General features: G+C 43.4%; 25 protein-coding genes and 1 tRNA gene. 18 read left to right on the forward strand and 8 right to left on the reverse strand.

Going from position 1 to position 21,214, the window contains the following annotated elements; all coding sequences use genetic code 11:
* Window positions 1-35: 35 nt before the first annotated feature.
* Window positions 36-1,412, forward strand: coding sequence for an Nramp family divalent metal transporter (locus tag Q8P13_03435; protein MDP2671480.1), 1,377 nt, complete (start codon window positions 36-38; stop codon window positions 1,410-1,412).
* On the opposite strand, the gene Q8P13_03440 is transcribed toward Q8P13_03435, so the two are convergent.
* Together Q8P13_03440 and Q8P13_03445 are read right to left on the reverse strand one after the other, a co-directional pair.
* Window positions 1,402-1,773: a response regulator gene (locus tag Q8P13_03440; GenBank protein ID MDP2671481.1), complete on the reverse strand. Its 372-nt coding sequence runs from the start codon at window positions 1,771-1,773 to the stop codon at window positions 1,402-1,404. The two genes, Q8P13_03435 and Q8P13_03440, sit on opposite strands and share 11 nt — an antisense overlap.
* Window positions 1,773-2,396, reverse strand: a complete 624-nt coding sequence (locus Q8P13_03445; GenBank protein MDP2671482.1) for a DedA family protein — start codon at window positions 2,394-2,396, stop codon at window positions 1,773-1,775. The genes Q8P13_03440 and Q8P13_03445 overlap by 1 nt, the downstream gene beginning before the upstream one ends.
* A gap of 67 nt (window positions 2,397-2,463) precedes the next feature.
* Here Q8P13_03445 and rsmI point away from each other — a divergent pair, with 67 nt between their 5' ends.
* A complete protein-coding gene (gene rsmI / locus Q8P13_03450; protein MDP2671483.1) occupies window positions 2,464-3,138 on the forward strand; it encodes a 16S rRNA (cytidine(1402)-2'-O)-methyltransferase in 675 nt (224 codons plus the stop codon).
* Here the strand turns inward: rsmI and gpmI are convergent.
* Window positions 3,121-4,680, reverse strand: coding sequence for a 2,3-bisphosphoglycerate-independent phosphoglycerate mutase (gpmI, locus tag Q8P13_03455; GenBank protein ID MDP2671484.1), 1,560 nt, complete (start codon window positions 4,678-4,680; stop codon window positions 3,121-3,123). The two genes, rsmI and gpmI, sit on opposite strands and share 18 nt — an antisense overlap.
* 123 nt (window positions 4,681-4,803) lie before the next feature.
* Between gpmI and atpB the strand changes: the two genes are divergently transcribed.
* From atpB to Q8P13_03500, 9 genes are all read left to right on the forward strand, one after another.
* Complete coding sequence (gene atpB, locus Q8P13_03460; protein MDP2671485.1) at window positions 4,804-5,541, forward strand: F0F1 ATP synthase subunit A; 738 nt, start codon at window positions 4,804-4,806, stop codon at window positions 5,539-5,541.
* A gap of 25 nt (window positions 5,542-5,566) precedes the next feature.
* On the forward strand, window positions 5,567-5,773 hold the full coding sequence (locus Q8P13_03465; GenBank protein MDP2671486.1) for an ATP synthase F0 subunit C: 207 nt from the start codon (window positions 5,567-5,569) through the stop codon (window positions 5,771-5,773).
* A gap of 25 nt (window positions 5,774-5,798) precedes the next feature.
* Window positions 5,799-6,296, forward strand: a complete 498-nt coding sequence (gene atpF, locus Q8P13_03470; protein ID MDP2671487.1) for a F0F1 ATP synthase subunit B — start codon at window positions 5,799-5,801, stop codon at window positions 6,294-6,296.
* Entirely contained in the window at window positions 6,293-6,691 is a 399-nt protein-coding gene (locus tag Q8P13_03475; protein MDP2671488.1) for a F0F1 ATP synthase subunit delta, read from the forward strand. The genes atpF and Q8P13_03475 overlap by 4 nt, the downstream gene beginning before the upstream one ends.
* Window positions 6,684-8,180, forward strand: coding sequence for a F0F1 ATP synthase subunit alpha (gene atpA, locus Q8P13_03480; protein MDP2671489.1), 1,497 nt, complete (start codon window positions 6,684-6,686; stop codon window positions 8,178-8,180). Before Q8P13_03475 ends, atpA begins: the two co-directional genes overlap by 8 nt.
* A 3-nt stretch (window positions 8,181-8,183) precedes the next feature.
* On the forward strand, window positions 8,184-9,047 hold the full coding sequence (gene atpG, locus Q8P13_03485; GenBank protein ID MDP2671490.1) for an ATP synthase F1 subunit gamma: 864 nt from the start codon (window positions 8,184-8,186) through the stop codon (window positions 9,045-9,047).
* Between the two features lie 7 nt (window positions 9,048-9,054).
* Window positions 9,055-10,446, forward strand: coding sequence for a F0F1 ATP synthase subunit beta (gene atpD / locus Q8P13_03490; GenBank protein ID MDP2671491.1), 1,392 nt, complete (start codon window positions 9,055-9,057; stop codon window positions 10,444-10,446).
* A gap of 63 nt (window positions 10,447-10,509) precedes the next feature.
* Window positions 10,510-10,944: an ATP synthase F1 subunit epsilon gene (gene atpC / locus Q8P13_03495; GenBank protein MDP2671492.1), complete on the forward strand. Its 435-nt coding sequence runs from the start codon at window positions 10,510-10,512 to the stop codon at window positions 10,942-10,944.
* 2 nt (window positions 10,945-10,946) lie between these two features.
* A complete protein-coding gene (locus Q8P13_03500) occupies window positions 10,947-11,795 on the forward strand; it encodes a class I SAM-dependent methyltransferase (GenBank protein ID MDP2671493.1) in 849 nt (282 codons plus the stop codon).
* Here Q8P13_03500 and Q8P13_03505 read toward each other — a convergent pair.
* A complete protein-coding gene (locus Q8P13_03505) occupies window positions 11,748-12,353 on the reverse strand; it encodes a hypothetical protein (GenBank protein ID MDP2671494.1) in 606 nt (201 codons plus the stop codon). The two genes, Q8P13_03500 and Q8P13_03505, sit on opposite strands and share 48 nt — an antisense overlap.
* A gap of 195 nt (window positions 12,354-12,548) precedes the next feature.
* On the opposite strand from Q8P13_03505, the gene Q8P13_03510 reads away from it, so the two are divergent.
* The 6 genes from Q8P13_03510 to Q8P13_03535 all read left to right on the forward strand — a co-directional run bounded on the left by Q8P13_03510 (window position 12,549) and on the right by Q8P13_03535 (window position 17,064).
* A tRNA-Glu gene (locus Q8P13_03510) sits at window positions 12,549-12,625 on the forward strand.
* 70 nt (window positions 12,626-12,695) lie between these two features.
* Window positions 12,696-13,595, forward strand: coding sequence for a hypothetical protein (locus Q8P13_03515; GenBank protein MDP2671495.1), 900 nt, complete (start codon window positions 12,696-12,698; stop codon window positions 13,593-13,595).
* A gap of 114 nt (window positions 13,596-13,709) precedes the next feature.
* Window positions 13,710-14,525, forward strand: coding sequence for an ABC transporter ATP-binding protein (locus Q8P13_03520; GenBank protein ID MDP2671496.1), 816 nt, complete (start codon window positions 13,710-13,712; stop codon window positions 14,523-14,525).
* Window positions 14,526-14,529: 4 nt separating this feature from the next.
* Window positions 14,530-15,798 (forward strand): ABC transporter permease, encoded by a 1,269-nt coding sequence (locus Q8P13_03525; protein ID MDP2671497.1) that lies wholly within the window; start codon window positions 14,530-14,532, stop codon window positions 15,796-15,798.
* 85 nt (window positions 15,799-15,883) lie between these two features.
* Window positions 15,884-16,261 carry an STAS/SEC14 domain-containing protein gene (locus Q8P13_03530; GenBank protein MDP2671498.1) on the forward strand — a complete coding sequence of 126 codons (378 nt, stop codon included), beginning with the start codon at window positions 15,884-15,886 and terminating at the stop codon, window positions 16,259-16,261.
* A 62-nt stretch (window positions 16,262-16,323) separates the two neighbouring features.
* Window positions 16,324-17,064, forward strand: coding sequence for a ferric reductase-like transmembrane domain-containing protein (locus tag Q8P13_03535; protein ID MDP2671499.1), 741 nt, complete (start codon window positions 16,324-16,326; stop codon window positions 17,062-17,064).
* Here the strand turns inward: Q8P13_03535 and sodX are convergent.
* From sodX to Q8P13_03550, 3 genes are all read right to left on the reverse strand, one after another.
* The gene (gene sodX, locus Q8P13_03540; GenBank protein MDP2671500.1) at window positions 17,055-17,354 is read right to left on the reverse strand and encodes a nickel-type superoxide dismutase maturation protease; all 300 of its coding nucleotides are present in this window, start codon (window positions 17,352-17,354) and stop codon (window positions 17,055-17,057) included. The genes Q8P13_03535 and sodX overlap by 10 nt on opposite strands.
* Window positions 17,351-17,845: a superoxide dismutase, Ni gene (gene sodN / locus Q8P13_03545; GenBank protein ID MDP2671501.1), complete on the reverse strand. Its 495-nt coding sequence runs from the start codon at window positions 17,843-17,845 to the stop codon at window positions 17,351-17,353. The genes sodX and sodN overlap by 4 nt, the downstream gene beginning before the upstream one ends.
* Before the next feature lie 79 nt (window positions 17,846-17,924).
* On the reverse strand, window positions 17,925-19,928 hold the full coding sequence (locus tag Q8P13_03550; protein ID MDP2671502.1) for a glycoside hydrolase family 15 protein: 2,004 nt from the start codon (window positions 19,926-19,928) through the stop codon (window positions 17,925-17,927).
* A gap of 106 nt (window positions 19,929-20,034) precedes the next feature.
* Between Q8P13_03550 and Q8P13_03555 the strand changes: the two genes are divergently transcribed.
* Window positions 20,035-20,760, forward strand: a complete 726-nt coding sequence (locus Q8P13_03555; GenBank protein MDP2671503.1) for a PIG-L family deacetylase — start codon at window positions 20,035-20,037, stop codon at window positions 20,758-20,760.
* Here the strand turns inward: Q8P13_03555 and Q8P13_03560 are convergent.
* The gene (locus Q8P13_03560; GenBank protein ID MDP2671504.1) at window positions 20,757-21,107 is read right to left on the reverse strand and encodes a phage holin family protein; all 351 of its coding nucleotides are present in this window, start codon (window positions 21,105-21,107) and stop codon (window positions 20,757-20,759) included. The two genes, Q8P13_03555 and Q8P13_03560, sit on opposite strands and share 4 nt — an antisense overlap.
* Between the last annotated feature and the right edge of the window lie 107 nt (window positions 21,108-21,214).

The raw sequence follows: 21,214 nt of genomic DNA on the forward strand, positions 1-21,214 counted from the left end.
GATACTTGATACTTGATACCTTTAGAATAAAGCTAATGCCTGAGGAGATAATTGAGAAAGTCGCCGAGTCCCCGGCGGTTGCTGTTGAAGCCGCTATTGATACTTCCAAAAAAGTTTCTGAGACTATTGCCAACCAAGCCCCGGTCAAAAAGGCCAATGAATACTGGCGCATGCTTGGTCCTGGCCTGACTACCGGCGCAGCCGACGATGATCCTTCGGGAATTGCTACCTACTCTCAAACTGGTGCCCGTTACGGCTTTCAACTGCTTTGGCTTGCGGCTTTTACCTTTCCCCTGATGGCAGTGGTCCAAGAAATGTGTGCTCGCATTGGTCTAGTTACCGGTCGGGGACTAGCTGCCAACATCCGCCTCAACTATCCAAAATGGGTTCTCTACACTTGTACTGCTCTTCTTTTCGCAGCCAACACTTTGAACCTGGGTGCTGACCTTGGAGCTATGGCCAAAGCCACCCAACTTTTGCGCCCAGATCTTAATTTTGGCTTTTTGGTAGCTGGCTTTGCCATTCTCAGTTTAGTCCTGCAAATTTTTACGACTTATGACAAATACGCCAAATATTTAAAGTGGCTCGCCCTTTTCCTTCTTTCTTACGTTCTGGCTGCTTTCATGATCAAAGGAATCGATTGGAGTCAAGTTTTCAAAGCTAGTCTGTTACCTCAACTTCAGCTAAACAAAGAACAAATTCTTCTCGTTTGTGGGATTTTGGGAACCACTATCTCCCCTTATTTATTTTTCTGGCAAACTTCTCAAGAGGTTGAGGAAGAGGTTCTCGAAGGTAAGACGACAATTCAACTGCGTCAGCAAGAAACAAGCCAAGAAGAGATTCGAAAAATGAGAGTCGATGTTTGGTCAGGAATGTTTTTGTCCAATCTAGTCATGTTTTTCATTATTTTGACAACAGCCGCGGTTTTGTTTTCCAACGGTATTACTCAAATTGCTTCGGCTGCTGATGCTGCGGCCGCACTTAGGCCTCTAGCTGGGCCCTTTGCCTACTATCTTTTTGCTGCCGGCATCATCGGAACTGGTCTTTTGGCGGTTCCAATCCTCGCCGGCTCAGCTTCTTACGCCATGAGTGAGAGCTTCCGCTGGAAATACGGTCTCTACCGCAAGCTCAAAGAAGCTTACGCTTTTTATGGGGTCATCATCATTGCCATGCTTATTGGTCTGGCTATCAATTTCTTTGGCATTGACCCGATCAAGGCGTTGCTCTATTCGGCGGTTCTCAACGGCCTGATTGCCCCGGTCGTACTGATTTTAATTGTTCTGATTAGTAGCAACAAAAAAGTTATGGGGGAAAGGAAAAATGGTTTGCTGACCACTAGCTTAGGCTGGCTTATTACTCTAGTAATGACTGTGGTTGGTCTGGCTGCTTTAGTTTCTCTCCTCATCCTATAACTGATTTTATTTCTTCCAAAACCTTCGCTGGAGAAGCTGAACTTTTAATAATGTAAGCCTTAGCCCCCAAGGAAAGTGCTTTTGTAAGCAGGGGATCGTCGTCCAAGTTGCTCAGGACAATCACGTTTAAATCTCTAGTTTTGTTGTCCTCTTTTAGCTCTTGAAGCACTTGGAAGCCATCCTTTTCCGGCATCATGATATCAAGCAGCAAAAGATCAAAGCTCTCCTTTTTCGCTATCTCCAAAGCTTCGTTACCATTGGTGGCAATTTTGACCCGATAGCCACCCTTGGAAAGCATCCGTTCGTAAAGGTTGCGGATAAACTGGTCGTCTTCAACTAAAAGAACTTTTTTTTCTTCCACTATTTTTTCCTCATTTTCTTGTAAAAGTAGATAACCACTAAGATTATAACGATAGCAATGATGACGATGTCAAATTTGCGGAAAAAAGGTCCAATGCTGTGCCAGTTTTCACGCAGTTTCAAACCAATGTAAGTAAGCAAAGCCGACCAAAGAAAGGATCCCAAAAAGGTCAGTGGAATAAAGGTTTTCAAAGGTAGTTTGGTGATTCCAGCTGGCAAAGAAATAAAAGTTCTAACTATCGGAAGAATACGGCTGAAAAAAACCAAGGGGCTGCCGTATTTTTTAAACCATTTGACGGAAAACTCGTAGTCCTCTTCAGAAAGTAGCAAAAACTTACCCCAACTCCTGATAAATTTCCGCACGTAATGGTCCTGACCCCAGTAGCCAAGACCGTAAGCAAGCAAACTCCCAACCAGGTTTCCCGCCGCACCGACGCTCACTACCAACCAAAAAGAAAACTTACCCTGAAAAGCGAGTAGTCCCGAAAAGGGCATAATGATTTCAGAAGGAATTGGAATCAGAGCTGACTCCGCGGTCATAAAAAGAAAGACTCCCCAATAGCCCGTAGCGGCAATGGTTTCTACTATTAAATTGGTAGCGGTATTGATCAAGCTCTCAAGCATAAATTAATAATACCAGTTTTGGTCCTCAGTTTGCTCAGTGTCAGTTTAGTTTGCTATCATTGCCAAGATGGCTCTTTATCTTATCGCTACCCCAATTGGAAATTTGGCTGATATCAGTCAAAGGGCTTTAGAAACTTTGGAAAAAGTGGATTTAATTTTAGCTGAAGATACCAGAAAAACAGGTCTCCTGCTTCAGCATTACAAAATCAGAAAACCCCTTTTTTCATTTCATGAGCACAATGAAGTGGACAAACTTGGTCAGGTACTACAAATGCTGACCGAAGGCAAAGAAATTGCCTTAGTTTCTGATGCTGGAACGCCAACTATTTCTGATCCAGGCTTTAAACTCGTGCGCGAGGCGACTGCCGCCGGAGTATCAGTAACTTCTCTTCCTGGTGCCTCGGCCGTTTTAGCTGCCTTGACTATCTCCGGATTACCAACCGATAGGTTTCTTTATTTAGGTTATTTACCTAAGTCAGGCGGAAAAGCTGAGAAACTACTCACCCAAGCCAGCCAGGCAGTGGCAATTTTGCCCTCGACAATTGTAATTTTCGAAAGTCCCCATCGTCTGACAAAAACTCTTGAAAAACTGGCCAGGTTTTTTCCAAAGGCGGATCTAGCAGTAACAAAAGAGTTGACCAAAATTCATGAAACAGTCGTGCGGGGCAAGCCTGGAGAGCTATTTGAGAAGTTTAAGACGGAGACGATCAAAGGGGAGTTTACTTTAGTACTGCGAAATTAAATTTCTCCCGGTCATAGTACTTGGTTTGGCAATTCCCATCAAAGACAGCAACGTTGGTCCGACATCGGCTAAGATTCCCGAAAGCAGTTGTTTACTTGACATGTTGCCAAACTGTTCCGCGATGATGACCGCTGGTACTGGATTGGTGGTGTGTTCGGTATCGGCCGCTCCAGTGGTAGGATTTACCATCAACTCGGCGTTACCATGATCGGCAGTAATGACTGCTCCCCCACCCAAACCGAGGATTGTCGGAATCAGTTTTCCCAAACATTTATCAACACTCTCAATTGCTTTGACCGTTGCTGGTATTGAACCGGTGTGGGCGACCATGTCGGGATTGGCGAAATTGATCATGATAAACTCATAGGATTGTTCACGCAGTTTACTGTTGACATAATCAGTTATTTCGGCAGCCGACATTTCTGGCTTTAAATCATAAGTCGCTACGTGCGGGGAGGGAATGTGGACCCGATCCTCCATCTGAAAAGGGTCCTCCTGACCACCATTGAAAAAGTAAGTCACATGAGCATATTTTTCCGTTTCCCCAATGTGGAGTTGACGTTTATTCATGAAAGAAACTATTGAAGCGAGGGGTGAGTTTACCTTGACGTGGGGGAAAGCAATTGACGAAACCGGCAGAGCTTTTTCATACTCAGTCATGGCGACAAAATAAAGATCATTGAGTTTTTTTCGTTCAAACTCGGTAAAGTTGGGCAAAACAAAGGCTCGGGTAAGCTGTCGCGGCCGGTCAGGGCGAAAGTTAAAAAAAATGAGGCTGTCCTTCTCTTTGATCAATTTTGGGGCGAGCGCGCCAGGTTGAATTACAGTTGGGGGGACAAACTCATCAGTAATATTTTTAGCGTAAGAATTTTGAATTGCGGCCGCGGCCGTTGGCGCTTTTTCACCACTACCTACAGTCAAAGCTTGATAGGCTACCTTGATTCTTTCCCAATGTTTGTCACGATCCATCGCCCAGTAACGCCCCATGATAGTACTGATTTGTCCAATCCCCAAACTGGACAGTTTGTTTTCTAGTTCCCCGATTAGTTGTAGTGAAGCGTTGGGTGGTGAGTCGCGACCATCGGTAAAAAGATGCAGGGAGAGGTTCTCAATTTTTGCCTCCTTAGCAAGCCAAAGTAGGGCGTAGAGGTGATCCATACTTGAGTGGACCACGCCTGTCCCAATCAAACCCATCAAGTGGAGGGTAGTTTGATTGTCTTTGGCATGTTTAACCGCTGCCTGAAGAGCTTGATTGGACAAAAAGGTTCCATCGGCGATAGCTTGATTGATTCGAGGCAACTCCTGGTAGACAATTCTTCCTGCCCCTAAATTCAAGTGCCCAACCTCGGAATTACCAGCTTCTCCTTTGGGCAAGCCCACCGCCTCACCTGAAGCCTCCAAACGCGTGTGAGGATAAGTATTGTAGTAGTTGTCCCAGTTGGGCTTATTAGCTAGACTAATCGCGTTTCCAGGTCCGGGGGCAGCGATTCCCCAACCATCAAGGACAACCAAAACGACAGGATTGACAGGTTTTATTTGCACTCTGTTTATCATAGCGGCAAGGACCTTGAGTTTTCAAGGAAGAAGAGGGTGTTGCTCGATGGAGACAGCTTTGCTATCATATCTCGATGTGCCTTTTTTAGGTCACTGACAACTTGAAGTCTAATGGAAGTAACTTTTTTTGCTGAAAAACTTTTTAGTCTTGGTCCACTACCAGTCACCAACACCTTGTTGACAACTTGGCTGGTGAGCTTGCTGTTGATCACTTTTGCTTTCCTTTCAACAAGGAGAGTCTCTTTGGTTCCTTCTGGTTTACAAAATTTCGCGGAGATGATCGTTGAGGCTCTCTGGGAACAGATTGAGTCCTTGGCAGGAAAAGAGAAGGCCAAAACCTTTTTCCCAATCTTGGCTACTTTGTTTATCTTTATTATTACTGCCAATTATTTTGGTCTTTTACCCATTGTCTCTGGTTTTGGTTTGAAAGAAATCCACGAAGGAAAGGAAACCATTGTTCCTCTCTTTAGGTCAATAAATTCTGATCTAAACGTTACTCTGGCTCTCTCGCTTACTTCAGTTGCTTTTACTCATTATTTTGCCGTCACGGGCTTAGGGGTAGTTGCTTATCTAAAAAGATACTTTAGTCTCAACCCCATCTATCTTTTTGTTGGTCTTCTTGAGCTTGTCTCGGAACTAACTAAATTAGTTTCTCTTTCCTTCCGACTTTTTGGCAATATTTTTGCAGGAGAAGCGCTCCTCTCAACTGTTTCCAGTTTGGCCGCCTTTGTGGTACCATTACCGTTCCTGTTCTTGGAGCTGCTCGTTGGCTTTGTCCAAGCAACTGTTTTTATGATGTTAACTTTAGTTTTCATGCTAATTCTGACTGAAAAGCATGAGTCTCATTAATTGAAAGGAGGTGCTTTTAAATTCAATGGAAATTGTTGTTAAAGGTGGTTTGATTGTTGCGCTCGGAGGTGTAATTCCAGCTCTGGCAATTGGTCTGATTGGTGCCAAAGCCATGGAAGCCATTGGCCGCAACCCAGAAGCCCAGGGAAAAATCCTTCCCGCAATGTTGGTAGGTATGGCCTTTGCCGAGGCTATTGCTATTTATGCCTTGATTCTAGCCTTTATTGGTTAAGTAGTTTTTAAAAGAAAGACTTTGTATGCAGATAATCGAACAGTTCGGAATTAACCCAATTCTTATTCTAGCAAATATCGTTAATTTTCTGATTTTGCTATTGGTTCTGCGTGTCTTTCTTTATAAACCAATCCTTAAAATGCTTGAGACTCGAAAAGAAAAAATCGCCATTTCAATGAAACAAGCTGAGGAAATCGAAAAAAAGCTTTCCAAAGCTGCCGAAGAGCAAGAAAAAATCCTCAAGAAAGCCAATGAAGAAGCCGCTCTTCTAGTCAATGAAGCTTCCGAAGAAGCCAAGGTACTACTCGAAAAAACCAGAAATGAAACCAAAGAGGTCTCCAAGACAGCTATGGAGCAAACCAAAGCTATGGTTAGCAGTGAAAAAGAAAAAATGATGTCAGAGATCAAAGCAGATTTGGCCGGTCTAGTCGTCTCAACGATGACTAAAATGACCGGAAAAGTCCTCACTGCTGAGGATCAAAAACGTCTCGTCGTTGAAGCAGAAAAGGATTTACTTAAATGAAGACTAAAATACTCAAGCTAGCGAAAAAATCTCTCCAAGCTTCTTTTGCCAAAGGCAGACTTGAACCTGCTTTAGTTTCAGAGCAAATTAAAGTGATTAAAAAGGAATACCCTAGCGAAACTCTGAACTTGCTTCGAGCCTACCGCAAGCTGCTGAGGGCAAAACTAGCCAAACAAACGGTTCTTGTCGAAAGCTCTCTTCCTCTGAACCAGGATTTAGTTGCCGATATCGAAGCTGAAATCAAAAAGAAATTCGGCGCGGACAAAACAGTTACTTTCAGGACTAACGAAACTACTCTCGGTGGCTTGCGTTTAAAACTTGGGGATGACATCCTGGACTATTCTTTAGCAGGAAAACTTAATGAATTGAAGGAGGCTTTTAGTCAACATGGCTGAGCAAATTTTGAGTCAACTGGAAAAAGAAATTTCTGAGTTAAAACTCTCGGGTCAAAAAAAGAACGTTGGTACTATTGAAAGTGTCAGCGACGGGGTCGCTATTGTTTCCGGTTTGAGTGACGTGGTTTACAATGAATTGGTCAAACTTCCAGGCGGTTTGACTGGACTAGCCTTGAATTTGGAAGAAAATAGTGTTGGTATTGTTGTCTTTGGTGACTATAAAAGCTTAAGAGAAGGTGATCAGGTCGAAACCACCGGTACGGTTCTGAAGGTTCCGGTCGGACAGGCCTTGGTGGGACGCGTTGTCAATGCTCTTGGAGAACCAATCGACGGAAAAGGCGCTGTAAAAGCCACCGAAAGCTTCCCAATCGAAAAAGTTGCTCCTGGTGTTATTACCCGTGAAAGTGTTAAGACTCCCCTGCAAACCGGTATCATTGCTATTGACGGTATGATACCAATTGGCCGGGGCCAGAGGGAACTCATCATTGGGGATCGAGGCTTGGGCAAAACCGCGATCACTCTCGACACAATCATTAACCAAAAGGGAACTGGTGTGACCTGTATCTATGTCGCCATCGGCCAAAAAACCAGCAAGATCGCCCAGATCATTGATACCCTCGAAAAATATGGTGCTATGAAACACACGATTGTTGTTGCCGCCTCCGCTGCTGATTCAGCGACGATGCAATACATCGCCCCTTATGCCGGGACTGCCTTTGGGGAGTACTTTATGTCCAAAGGCAAGGATGCCTTAATCATCTATGATGATTTAAGTAAACACGCCTGGGCCTATCGTCAAATTTCCCTACTTTTGCGCCGTCCCTCCGGACGAGAGGCCTACCCGGGAGACGTTTTTTATCTCCATTCACGACTGCTGGAACGAAGCGCTAAAATGAACCAGGACTACGGTGGTGGTTCTCTGACAAGTCTGCCAATCATCGAGACCCAAGCAGGAGACGTTTCTGCTTATATCCCAACGAACGTTATTTCTATTACTGATGGGCAGATTTATCTTGAGGGTGACCTTTTTTACGCTGGAACCAGACCGGCAATTAACGTCGGGCTCTCGGTCTCCCGTGTTGGAGGCTCGGCCCAAGTCAAGGCCATGAAACAAGTAGCCGGAACCCTTCGCCTTGACTTGGCTCAGTACCGCGAACTAGCTGCCTTCGCGCAATTCGGTTCTGATCTTGATCCCGAAACCAAAGCTAGGCTGCAGCGTGGTCAAAGATTGACAGAAATTCTCAAACAACCCCAATACCAACCACTCCCGGTTGAGCAACAAGTTGCTCTTATTTGGGCGGCCACCAATGGTTTTCTTGACAGCATCGAGCTGGAAAAAGTTGCCGATTTCAAGGAAAGATACCTTCTCTTTCTTGCCAATAAAAAGGTCAAACTTCTTTCCGATCTTAAGGAAAAACAAACCCTGGAAGACAAATTGAGCGCAGAGCTGAAAAAGGCGACTGAGGAATTTAAAAAAACTTATAAATAACTTATGAGCAACGTCAAAGAGATACGGGTTAGAATTAAATCAATCAAAAACACCGCCAAGATTACGAAAGCCATGCAGCTTGTTGCCGCAGCCAAAATGCGCCGCGCCCAAGAGGCGGCCAACGCGGGCAAACCTTACTCTGAATTGATCAACCAGGTTTTGCGGGGAATGATCGGTGGCATTAACCCCCTGGCCCATCCCCTTTTGACCGGCAACGGCCAGGAGAAAGACTTGATTGTCGCTATCTCCTCCGACCGAGGCTTGGCTGGAGCTTTGGTCAGCAACCTTATCCGAAAATTAACGGGTTTCAAAACTGAATCAGAGTTTATTTCTCTCGGGGCCAAGGCGAAAGCTTTTTTTGCCAAAACCGGGCGTGAAGTGATTGCTGATTTCCCTCTTCCCGAAAACGGAAGTCTGGAGACGATTCGCCCTTTGACAAAACTCTTAATCGAGAAATTTTTGAGCAGGGAAATCGGACGAGTTTTTGTAGTTTATACACAGTTTTTTTCAACTCTGCGGCAAGAGCCTGCAACAAAACAGCTTTTGCCGGTCATGGATCGAGAAAGTTTTGAGGCGCTAAAAAGTCAAGATGAGAAAGAGGGGGAAGAGGTCCAGTTCAAATTTGAACCAAACGCTGACCAAATCCTTGATCAGCTTTTGCCCCACTATATTTTGATGGAACTGACACATTATTTGCTTGAGGCCCGAGCTTCAGAACACTCGGCCCGGATGCTGGCAATGAAAAACGCAACTGACAATGCTCTTGAGCTCGTGGATGATCTAACACTCACCTACAATCAGATTCGCCAGGAAGCGATCACCAAGGAAATCTTGGATATTAGTACTGCTGCTATTGCATTGGAGTAAAAAGTTTATGAACGAAGGAAAAATTGTTCAAATTGTCGGAGCTGTAATCGATGTAGAATTTTCAAAAGAAAATCTACCTGGGATTTACCATGCCTTGGAACTAAAGGCTCCGCAGGGTTCTGAAGTAGAAAAGTTAATTTTGGAAGTTCAATCCCACCTTGGTGAAGGCTGGGTTCGAACTGTCGCCATGGGACCAACTGATGGTTTGAAAAGAGGTACCTCGGTAATTGACACCGGTAAACCGATTTCTGTCCCGGTTGGAGAAAAAGTTTTGGGAAGAGTCCTAAACGTTGTTGGGGAACCAATTGACAACAAAGGTCCGGTTGGCGCAAGCAAAACTTATCCGCTTCACCGTCCCTCGCCGGGTTTAACAGAACAAGAAACCAAGCAGGAGGTTCTCGAAACCGGTATCAAAGTTATTGACCTGGTCGCTCCTTTTATCAAAGGTGGAAAAATTGGAGTCTTCGGTGGCGCGGGGGTGGGTAAAACCGTCATTATTCAAGAGTTAATCAACAATATCGCCAAAGAACACGGTGGTTACTCTGTTTTTGCCGGAGTCGGAGAAAGAACCCGGGAAGGCAACGATCTTTACCACGAAATGGCTGAAGCCAAGGTTCTCGACAAACTGGCTATGGTCTTTGGTCAGATGAACGAACCACCCGGATCAAGACTCCGAGTAGCTCTGGCTGGACTTTCAATTGCAGAATATTTCCGTGATGAAAAGGGTCAGGATGTTCTTCTCTTCATTGACAACATTTTTCGTTTCACCCAAGCTGGTTCTGAGGTTTCAGCTCTTCTGGGACGAATTCCTTCGGCGGTTGGTTATCAACCAACCCTGGCTTCGGAAATGGGCGCCCTACAAGAGCGCATTACTTCAACCAAAAAAGGTTCAATCACTTCTCTACAGGCAATTTATGTCCCGGCTGATGACTACACTGACCCGGCCCCAGTGACTACCTTTGCTCATCTAGATTCAACCATTGTGCTAGAAAGAAGTATTGCCGAGCAGGGCCTCTACCCAGCCGTCGATCCGCTCGCCTCAACATCACGAGCCCTAGACCCAGAAGTTGTCGGCAAGGAGCACTACGAAATCGCTTTTCAAGTTAAAAAGGTTCTGCAGCGCTACAAAGAACTGCAAGATATCATTGCTATTCTTGGTATGGAAGAGCTTTCCGATGAAGATAAGGTGACGGTAACCAGGGCCCGAAAAATTCAACGCTTTATGTCCCAGCCTTTCTTTGTGGGCGAAACCTTCACTGGAAGGGCCGGGAAGTACGTCCCAATTACCGAAACTGTCAAAGGTTTCAAGAAAATTCTTGACGGAGAATATGATTCAGTAAATGAGCAGGCCTTCTTTATGGTTGGTGGTATCGAAGAAGTTAAAAAGCAATCTTTATGAAACTTGAGATTGGCGCACATAAATGTGCTGAGCAATTTCCAATCTAAGAATTAAAATGAAAATATGAAATTGGAAATAGTTACTCCAGAAAAAAAAGCTTTTGAAGATGAAGTTGATCAAGTGACTCTGACCACAACTGAAGGACAGATCACTGTTCTTCCTCACCACATCCCGGTTTTTACTCAACTTGCTTCCGGTGAAATAGTCGCGAAAAAAGCTGGCAAAGAAGCTTTGCTTGCTTCAGGCGGGGGCTTTGCCGAAATTACGGGAGATAAAGTCTCGGTTTTGACTGACCTGGCTGATCGCCCGGAGGAAATCGATGAGAAAAAAGTTGAAGAAGCGAAGAAAAGAGCTGAAGCAGCCATGAAGGAAAAACACCTGCTTTCTGAAGAAGAGTTCGCTGCCACTGCCGCAGCTCTCGAAAAAGCTCTTGCTCAGCTGAAGATAAAGCACCGCCGGCGACCTGCTACTACCCTAAAAACTGAAACTAGTCTTTAGCCATGAACAAAAAATTCACTTCTACCCCATCCAGTCTTTGGGATAGCGTTTCAAGCGAATATGAAGACACCTCCTTTCATCGCAAAGATGGTCTATACCCGGCCAACTCCTTTCGCTACGAAATCCTTTTTGATTATTTGGACAAGACCCCCAAAGGAAGAGTCCTTGATGCTGGCGCTGGACCAGGATTGATGACCCGTGAACTACAAAAACGTGGTTGGGAGGTTACTGCTTGTGATTACTCAAAGGGGATGATTGAAACTTCAAAGAAAAAAGCTAGGCAAGAGGGTTTGCCTGATGTTTACCAACAACTAAAACTCCAAGAGCTTGGGAAATTGGACCAAAAATTTGATTATATAATCCTCAACGGTGTTCTTCCCTATATTTCCGAGAATGAAGAAACAAAAGTTTTTGAAGAAATAAAAAAAGTTCTCAACCCAGGAGGGATCCTCATTGGCTCTCATTACAATCTTTACTTTGACATTTTTGGATTTGATCGCTGGGCAGTGGAGGCTGTCACAAAGAATATCTTACAACCGTCTGGTTTGGATGAAGCGGAGATAGCTAAAGCCAAAGAAAAAATAACTTCCCTACTCAGGCAACCAGAAGAAACTCTCGATAAAGAAAAAACAATGAAACTAGAAGATCCAACTGGTTACAAATTTAAACTGAAAAAATTTGGTTTTGATGAGTTTGATCAAGCTTACTACAATCTCTTCTATCTCCCGGCAAAATTTGAAGCAGCTCAAAATCAAGAAACCAGGGAAAAACTAGAAAGAAAACTCCGACGAGACCCAAAAGGATTACTCCTCTATCGAACTTTCGTTTCTTTTGCCAAGCTGTCTACCTAAATCAAAAATTGTTTTCACCCGGCGCAGCTCTAGTTTGCTTTCTTCCTCAGCCTGCCAATTTATTACATATTTCTCCCAATCTTTGACTATTTCACTCCTAGCCTTTTCAGGAAAGAAAAAAGCTATTTCAGAACTTCCGACAGGAGCATAGTTTTCTAGCGAAACAACAATAAAAGGAATTTCCTTCAAAACTTTTTTTCCTTTTAAATAATAGCTCAGAAGGCTGTGGTGACCATCAAAAAGAATTAGTTTTGAATTTGGCCCGAGGACAAATTTTATGTTCGGTAAACCCCGATTTCCATAAATATGGGTATTTTTTTCAATTTCCTCTGACAATTTTTCAATTTGCTTCAAATCACGTAAACCGGATTTATTGTGGAGAGGAACTGCCTCCCCAAGAGAAAAATCTGCAAAAAAGCTTTTCTTTTTCGTTAAATCCTTTTTCCAGTTGCCTTTTATTCTTTCAATTATTTTGTAGGGAGAATCCTTTTTTGTTGTGAAATTTGCTACGAAAACACCCATCAATGTTGGAATCGAGATAGTGACAAAACTTTTCATGGCTTTAAACAAGTCACAAAAATATTTTTGCTGCTAAAAGCGGAGTTGTTCATGATTAGGAGGCTATTTTAACCTGAGAAGTTCTATTTGTAAACAAAGCTATTAAAAATTGAAAATCGAGGCTATTTCTGTTAGAATGAATTTTCTTTGCTGGCCCTGTCACTTCAAACGTGACTGGTCAGCCGAGTTTGACTCGGCCCCGTCGTCTAGCGGTTTAGGATACTTGGTTTTCATCCAAGAGATCGCGGGTTCAAATCCCGCCGGGGTCACCAATTTGACTGATATAGCAATATAAAACGCTACTTTTTGACAACATCTCAATAATTCTTCATACTTACATCAATGCTCGATAATAATGTGCCCAACCCCTTCGCCAAAAACCCTAATTTCTACACCCACAAAGTCTTTGCAGCAGTCGGTCTAATCTTGATTGGAACTATTATTGCCGCTGCCGGTATCTGGTACTATGTTGAGAATCAAGCAGGGGCCAAAAAAGATTCAGCGGACAAAGCTACGAATTTGCAGCCAGCCTCATCATCAGCGCATACTTCGACTCAGACAGAACAAATCACTTGGATGCAAACTGCAACCGGTTGGCAAGCCAGTGGCACACCACCAACTTGCCCGAGCCCAGTTTTGAAAACTCCGGTGGCTTTGACCAAAGTTACTTCGATACTCTACCCTGGACAAGTGAGGGGAGGAAATTACAAACCGCACGGGGGTTTTCGCTTTGATACGGCTAAAAGTAGCAGCGTGTCCGTCAGCGCTGCCATGGACGCGGTCGTTGTTCGTGGAAGTCGTTACTTAGTTAATGGGGAAATTCAATATACTTTTGATTTTATTGCACCTTGCGGGATTATGTACCGGCTTGGACACTTACTTGTCCTGGACTCAAAATACCAAAAAATTGCAGCTTCTTTTCCCGCTGCAAAAGAAGGTGACTCACGAACAGAAAATGTAAACCCGCAGGTGGAGGTCAATGCGGGTGAAACAATCGCCACTGCTGTCGGAATAACAAAAGGTGGCTTAAATGTATTTTTTGATTTCGGTGTCTACGATCTCAAAACCAAAAACCAAGCTTCAAAAGATGCTGCTTGGGCAGCCAAACCGGAGCACGATCCGGAATTGGCCCAACACGCTCTGTGCTGGTTTGACCTTCTACCAAGTACCGATACATCCAAAGTCAAAAGCTTACCAGGCGCAGATGGGACCGCTGGTAAAACCAGTGACTACTGTAAATAACACTGCGCGCGCACCAGAACTTGATTCCTTTCAGCAAGTTTTCCGAACATATAATTGACCCTGCCTCTTGAGGAGACCTTCTCCCAACAGGTTTAACCAGACTCTCACCTCGAAATGTTCGCACAGTTCCCAAAGGTTTACGGATCCGGAAAGTACTCCAACAGCAAGGATGGGGAGCATTCTCTTTTCATTACACATATCGTTGATAAAACTCTCGTTTTTATCTACAATACTACGGTGGCTGAAACAAAAGAAGCAATTCTCAATTTAACTGACATTCACAAAATCTACAAAACTAGCAGCGAAAATACTGTTGCTCTAAAAAATCTTAACTTGAGAATAAAAAAGGGTGAAAGTATTGCCATCATCGGCAAATCTGGCAGTGGCAAATCCACTCTCATGCACGTCATGGCCACACTCGACCGACCTAGTAGTGGTGAACTGAGTATCAATGGTGTCTCAACCACAGAACTGAAAAACTCTGCTCTTGATGACCTCAGAAACAAAACATTTGGTTTTGTCTTTCAGCAATTTTTCGTCAATCCCCGCAACAGTTGTCTCGACAATGTCATCCTGCCTCTAGTCATTGCCGGTGTCAAAGCAAAAGAACGCCGAGCTCGCGGTTTAGAAATTCTTGAATCAGTCGGTCTTATTGACAAGGCGAAAGCCAAGGCCAATGATCTATCTGGAGGACAGAAACAAAGACTTTGTATCGCACGGGCCCTAATTACTCAACCCGAAGTCATCTTTGCTGACGAGCCAACCGGAAATCTTGACAGTGAAACTGGGAAAATAATTATAGATTTGCTTTTTGACCTGCACCGCAAACACAACCTTACTTTGGTTGTCGTCACCCATGATCAAGAACTGGCCGACCTATGTGACCGGCAAATTATTTTGAAAGACGGAGTCATCATCCAGGAATCCTAAAAAAATGAGACTTTTTGATATTATTCGCACAGCCCAGGGAAATTTATTACGCAGTAAACTGCGGACTTTTCTGACTATTGTCGCGGTTTTTATTGGAACTCTAACGCTGTCTCTGACCAACGGTGTCGGCAACGGTGTCAAATCCTATATTGATAGTCAGCTTGGCAACGTTGGAGCTAAAGATGTACTTGTAGTTCAAGCTAAACAAGTCAATCAAAATCCGGTTTCGACTGACGTAGTCAAATACGATCCAGATCGCGAAACTGGAACTTTTAATATCACTCTACTTACGAAGGAGGATATTTCAAAAATAAAAGGGGTAAACGGAATTCTTGAAGTCACACCAGCCTATTTCTTCCAACTTGAGTATATTAGCGCTGGTGGGGAAAAATACAACGTCACCGCCAACCAATATGTAGAGGGCTTAAACATCGAAATGGCTGCTGGCAGAACAGTGGGCATCGATAGCACCGATGAAATTACGATTCCAGCTCGTTATGTTAAACCTCTAGGTTTTTCTTCAAACGGAAATGCTCTTGATAAAGAAGTTAGTCTATCTTTTAAAAATGCCCTTGGGTTTTTGACTGAAACCAAAGTCCGGGTAGTTGGAATTCAAGAAAATTCTCTTTTGGGCAATCTTGATAGTTCTATTGGTGCGCCTTTAGCTAAAAAAATTGTTGAAGAACAAACCGCGGGTATCACTCAATTGGAAAACAAGTTTCAAGCGGTCTTTGCCCGCTTTGATCTCAGCCTTAGTAAAGAGAGCCTTGGAGCACTAAAAAAAGATTTGGACGGCCTGGGCTATTCCGCAGTTAGCATTGAAGATCAGATTGGTGTCGTCAACCAAGTGATTGACGCAATTCTCATGGGGCTGAATATTTTGGGCGGTATTGCCTTGCTCGCCGCCAGCTTTGGCATTGTTAACACTTTGCTGATGGCCGTCAACGAGCGCACCCGTGAAATTGGTCTGATGAAAGCTCTCGGAGCTCACCGCCGGCACATCTTTGCAATCTTTGCTTTTGAAGCGATTAGTATTGGTTTTTGGGGAGGTCTACTGGGAATACTCGTCAGTATTGGAATAGGAACCGTCGCCAACAATATCGCTTCGAACTCTTTTCTGAAAGACTTTGTCGGTTTTGATTTACTAAAATTCCCCCCGCTCCCCTCTTTAGTAATTTTACTAGGTATAATGCTCTTAGCCTTTATCTCAGGAGCATTACCGTCGATAAAAGCAAGCCGCCTCAATCCAATTGAAGCTTTGCGCTATGAGTAATAAAATTTCTTTTGACAACCAAACCAAGTCCTTCCTTGTTCGTTGCAAAATTTCTTTTTAGTTCTTAAATTTTAATCTTACAGATATGGAAACCAAAGTAAATTTCAAAGGAGGTGTTGTTTTTTTGACCCTCTGCGATTTCACTGATGAAACAGAAGCAGAGGAAGTCATCTATTGCGTTGAAAACATTTTCGCAAAAGCGAAACCCCCGATCGCGGCTTTGGTTTTTCTTGATTGTTACCGAGGAAGTACGACCAAAACCCGCTTTTTGGTCGGAGAATTTTTGAAAAACAAAATGGATCAAGTCAGCAAAATTGCCTTTGTCGGTAGCAAAAACAAGCCTTTTGAGATCGCCACTATGGTCGTCATGGCTCTCTCCGGTTTTCACAATTTCAAATTTTTTACAAGCGAAAAATCTGCTCTAGCGTGGGTCAAAGTACCCGCCGCTGAGTTGGTGAGGTAACTTCCTACCACTATTAGCCGCAACTTGCTATAATGAAAAACGCAATAGCTAAATTCTAAAAAGTGGTTTTTCTGATTCACAACAGTAGAAGAATAGTTTACCTTTTCAGTGCTCTGACAGCACTGACGATTTTTTTTCTCGTTCGGGAGTTATTTCCTTCTTCATCCCAACAAACAACTCGTCTCGTCCAAAGCTATGCCTTCACCGCCGTCATTTATATTTACTTCGCTCTCTTGGCTAGCCCAATCTACAACGTCTTTCCGTCTCTACCCTATAAGCCTCTTTATTTGACTGCTCGCAAAGCAATTGGTGTTTCAGCCTTTTTCTTTGCTTTGCTTCATGTCAGCTTCGCTCTGTTTGGCCCTCTGGGTGGTTTTCATTTGACTAGTTTCTCGCAATTAAATTTTCATTTTTCTCCTAGTCTTGAGGGTTTTCTGGCTCTTTACTTTTTGCCGATTTCTCTTTTCTTCCCCGGAATTGCTTTGTTGAGTGAACGCTACCAAATTGCCTTGGTTTTTAGCTCCATAGCCTTTGTTATTTTGTCTCTGATGGCCCTGACTTCACTGGAATATTTCGTCATTAAACTTGGCCGCAAGTGGAAAATTCTCCACCGCTTCGTCTACCTCGCCGCGCTAGCGATAGTTATCCATGCTCTTTTGATTGGAAGCCATTTTACAAACCTAAATGGGACTGTTCCGTGGGTTAGTTTTCTGGCTCTTGCTTTTTTACTCGTACTTGAAACCATTCGTTTTTATAAATTTCTGGTCAAAAAATCCCTACTGAAAAAAATGTCTCAGAAGTAATCTAAAAAGAGGATTTTCCCCTGTATTTTGTCTCTGGGAATCAGACCAAGTTTGCGGCTGTCCAAACTATCTTCTTTTTTGTCTCCTGACAAAAAGTAGCCGTTGTTGTCTTTTTCCGTAATTCTTTTTACAAAATTTTTTCCTTGCCAATCAAAAACAACTACGTCCCCAATCTTTGGTTTTTGAAAAAAATAGGCCCAGTGATTTACCCAAACTAGCCTACCCTCGGTTAGTGTTGGCTCCATGCTGTGGCCTTTGATACGATAGCGGGAAAAAGGAAACAGTTTCACTTGTGACTAACGATTTCGCCTTCGGTTGGAAAGCCTGATTTGACCCGAACCACTTCTAGCCCTTTGGATTGATAAAAAATCTCAGCAAAATCCTGAACCAGTTTCAAAAGTTCCTCGGATCCTTCCAAACTAATTTCTTGTTTGGCTTTTGAGGCTGCTTTCATAATTTTGAAAACTTTTTCGTGCAAATCTGGGTACTTCTCAATCTGCTCAGTTTTGAAGTAGTCTCCCCAAATGACTCTAACCTCATTTTTTACTTTTTCGGCGTGTTCCTCTTTTACTTTTGTAAGGCGGCTGATTTTAAAGTCTGAGCTGTTGTCAGCCTTATTGTCATCAGGATCGTTTTTTACTTCACTCAAAAGCTTCGTCATTCTGATGACAGTGTGAGCTGCAACTTGAGCTTCATGAGGATCATAAATCCCGCAGGGGATATCACAATGAGCGAAAGCACTTTTAACTGGGAGAACTTTATCTAAAATTTGATTAAACATAAACTACCTCCTTTATATTTACTTTCTATTTTGCCGTTAATTTTCCTTCTCTTCAAGAGCCAAGCGGAGCGAGAATCAGTTAATTCTCCTTTTCTGAGGCTATTTTTGCAAATAATCTTCCCAAAACACTATGTTTTCTAGTTCTTCTTTTTTCTTTTTGGCTCACACTTCTCATTATCGCCGAGGGGATCAGGAATTCCAAAGCGTTGATAAAACGGGAATTAAAGGAAGCGACCACATCCCCTAGCCGTTCTGCTTGAATGGTTGCTTCTTTCTCAGCACCAAATTTTGTCGCTGCCTTTAGATTCAAAATGCTGTTGATGAAACCCAAATGAGTGAAGGCTTGGGGAAAATTGCCTAGGTGCTCTTTTGTTCGTGGATCAAACATCTCAGCATAGAGGCCCAAAGGAGTAGCAAAATAAACCATCTTTTCAAGCCAAATTTTCGCTTCTTTCACCCGGCCCAAAGCAGAAAGAGTATCGATAACCCAAAAAGTCGAGAGGAAAAAAGCACCCTCCCCTGCTTTGAGTTGGTCCAACTCGTTGCTGGTTCGATAAACAAACCACTCCCGAGTCAACCGTGCCATGGTGCGATCCAAAGTTGAGGAAACGGTCGGGTCGGACGCTGGCAAAAATCCTACCAAAGGAATATTGAGGTTGCTGCTATCAATATTCTTTGAGCCGTAATACTCAACGAAAGCTTGCAGATCTTTGTCAAAGCCGTTCTCGATGATGTCATGCTTGATCTCATCTCTGGTTGCTTCCCAAAACTCGAAATCTGCTTCAATACCTATTTTTTTGGCAATCTTAATCCCCCGATCCATCCCCACCCAACACATCAATTTTGAATAAGTGTGGTCCTGATACCCATCTCTTGGCTCCCAAATACCTGCATCCTCCTCCTTCCAACTTTCGGCACAGAGATTGACGAGATTGCCGACAAAGGTTTTCATTTCCCCACTCAGCTTTCCACCACTACTAAGAAACAGATTAATACAGCTCAATACCTCACCGAAAACGTCAAGTTGTCTTTGCTTGTAAGCTTCGTTCCCAACTCGAACTGGTTTAGAGTTTTTGTAACCGGAGAGATGGTCCAGTTCTTTTTCAGCAAGAAGTTTTTCTCCTCGCAAACCGTACATTATTTGAATATTTTTCCCCTCTTTCAAACAAACCTTTTCTAGCCAATTCATGAACTCCAAAGCCTCTTTCAAATAACCTAAACCCAGCAAAGCGTACATTGTAAAAGAAGCGTCCCGCAGCCAAACGTAACGATAGTCCCAATTCAAGGCTCCGCCAAGTTTCTCTGGTAACGAAGTGGTTGGGGCGGCGATTACAGCTCCGGTTGGAGCGAAAATAAGTAATTTCAAGGCCAAAGCAGAACGCAGTAGGTTGGTTTTGAAAACTCCTTCGTAGCGACAAAGACCGACCCACCATTCCCAAAAAGATCTTGTCTCCGAATAAAGATTCCGAGCAAGCTTACTGTCGAACCTCTCCTTTTCTTCCTCCTCACCACCAAAAAACCCAACCGCGAAGTAGCCTTCTTCTCCCTCTTTTAGCTCAAACTCTGACCAAACTAAACCATTTTTTTCTTGCAACTGTCCTTTTTCAACAAAAAGAATAGTTCTTTTTTTACCACTTTTAAAAACTACTTTCTGATTTCCGATAACTATATCTGCTTTTTTCGAAGCAAAGTCAGGGGTAACTTTGATTTCCAGACGGATTCGGTGCTCCCCAACCTTAGCTTTGATTCTTCTTAAGAATTTTAAGCCGTACTCGGGGACAAGTGAACTTTGCTCCTCCTCTTTTGTCAGTGGCATAAAGTCAGTAAGGATCAACCGCCCGGAGTGATTGAAGAAATCGGTTTTGAGAATATTGGTGTTCTCTTTATAGATCTGAGAGCTTTGGTAAAAACCAAGGGGGTGAATATCAAAATAACCCCCTTTTTTAGCATCAAGAATTTTGCAAAAGTAAGCTTCAGAATCAAAATCCGGCAAAGCTGCCCAATCAATTGAGCCCCATTTGGAGACCAAAGCCATGGAACGGCAATTTCCAATCATGCCGTATTCTTCAAGTTTGGGATACATATACAATTAATCATAGCGGAAAATTTCTCTCTTCAAAAGCCTTGTTTTGCCGATTTTTGATCTAATTTTGCTTGCAAAAACAGCCTGGCTGAGTTATAAATTTTTAATGAATCAAAAGTTCGACCCAAGAAACAAAAAATTTCTAGCCGTGAGTGCTCACCCCGACGATGCTGATTTTTATGCTGGTGGAACGATGCTGTCCTGGCTTGCTTCTGGAGCCAAAGGTTCTATCGTAATCGCGACCAACGGAGACAAAGGCAGTAGTGATAAAAATTTAACTTCGGAGAAACTAGCCGAAACGCGCAAAAAAGAGCAACTCTCGGCCAGTTCCGTTCTGGGGCTGGAACAAACTTGGTTTCTCGATTTTCCTGATGCTCATCTCGAAATAACCCAAGACTTGAAAGCAAAACTCGTCAAGATAATTCGTGAGTATAAGCCAGACGCAATTTTTACTTTTGACCCCAGTGATTTTTATTCTGTGCAACTAGGTCAGATCAACCACCCTGACCACCGTGCAATTGGCCAAGCTGCTCTGGACGCCGCCTTTCCACAAGCACGGGATTTTCTTACTTTCCCCACAGAGGGGCAACAAGGTTTGCAACCCCACAGCGTTACGGATTTTTTTCTCTACAATAGTGATTTGGAAAAAAACAATTTTTTTGTCGACATTAACTCTTTTTTTGAGAAAAAACTTGACCTACTCAAACTCCACAAAAGCCAAGTTGATATGCAAGAAGCAAAGGCAGAACTGGAAAAACTGAATAGCCAAGCCGGGGAGAAAATCGAAGCTAAACTAGCAGAAGGTTTTGTCCATGTCCAACTAAGTTCTTAGTATACTTTCTTGGGGTCAGTCAGAGAGTGGAGAATACCCCCAACGACGGACATGACCAAGGCCCCGAACAAAGCAGACCAAAAGCCGCTAACAGAAAACCCAGAAACCAACCAAGCAGCAAGCCCAAACAGGGCCGCGTTGACAATTAGAGCAAAAATTCCCAGTGTCAGTAGGGTTATTGGTAGTGAAACAATCTGCAGAACTGGCTTAATCAAGGCGTTGACCACCCCAATCACGAGAGCCGCAAGGAAAAGGGTGGCAGTATCTTCAACCTCAATTCCAGGCACAATTTTCACCACCACAAATAAAGCAAGCGCGTTGATGATCCAAGCAAGTAAAATTTTCATCTTCCTTACTGATAACTTAACTTTCTCAAACGAACCTGTCAACTAGCAAGCACCTCTTGCCAAAATGAAAAAGTCGTTTATAATTTATAAATCGGCCCAGCAAAGAA

It is taken from the genome of bacterium (assembly GCA_030704665.1).
Taxonomy (GTDB): domain Bacteria; phylum Patescibacteriota; class Microgenomatia; order Woykebacterales; family RBG-16-39-9b; genus JAUYID01.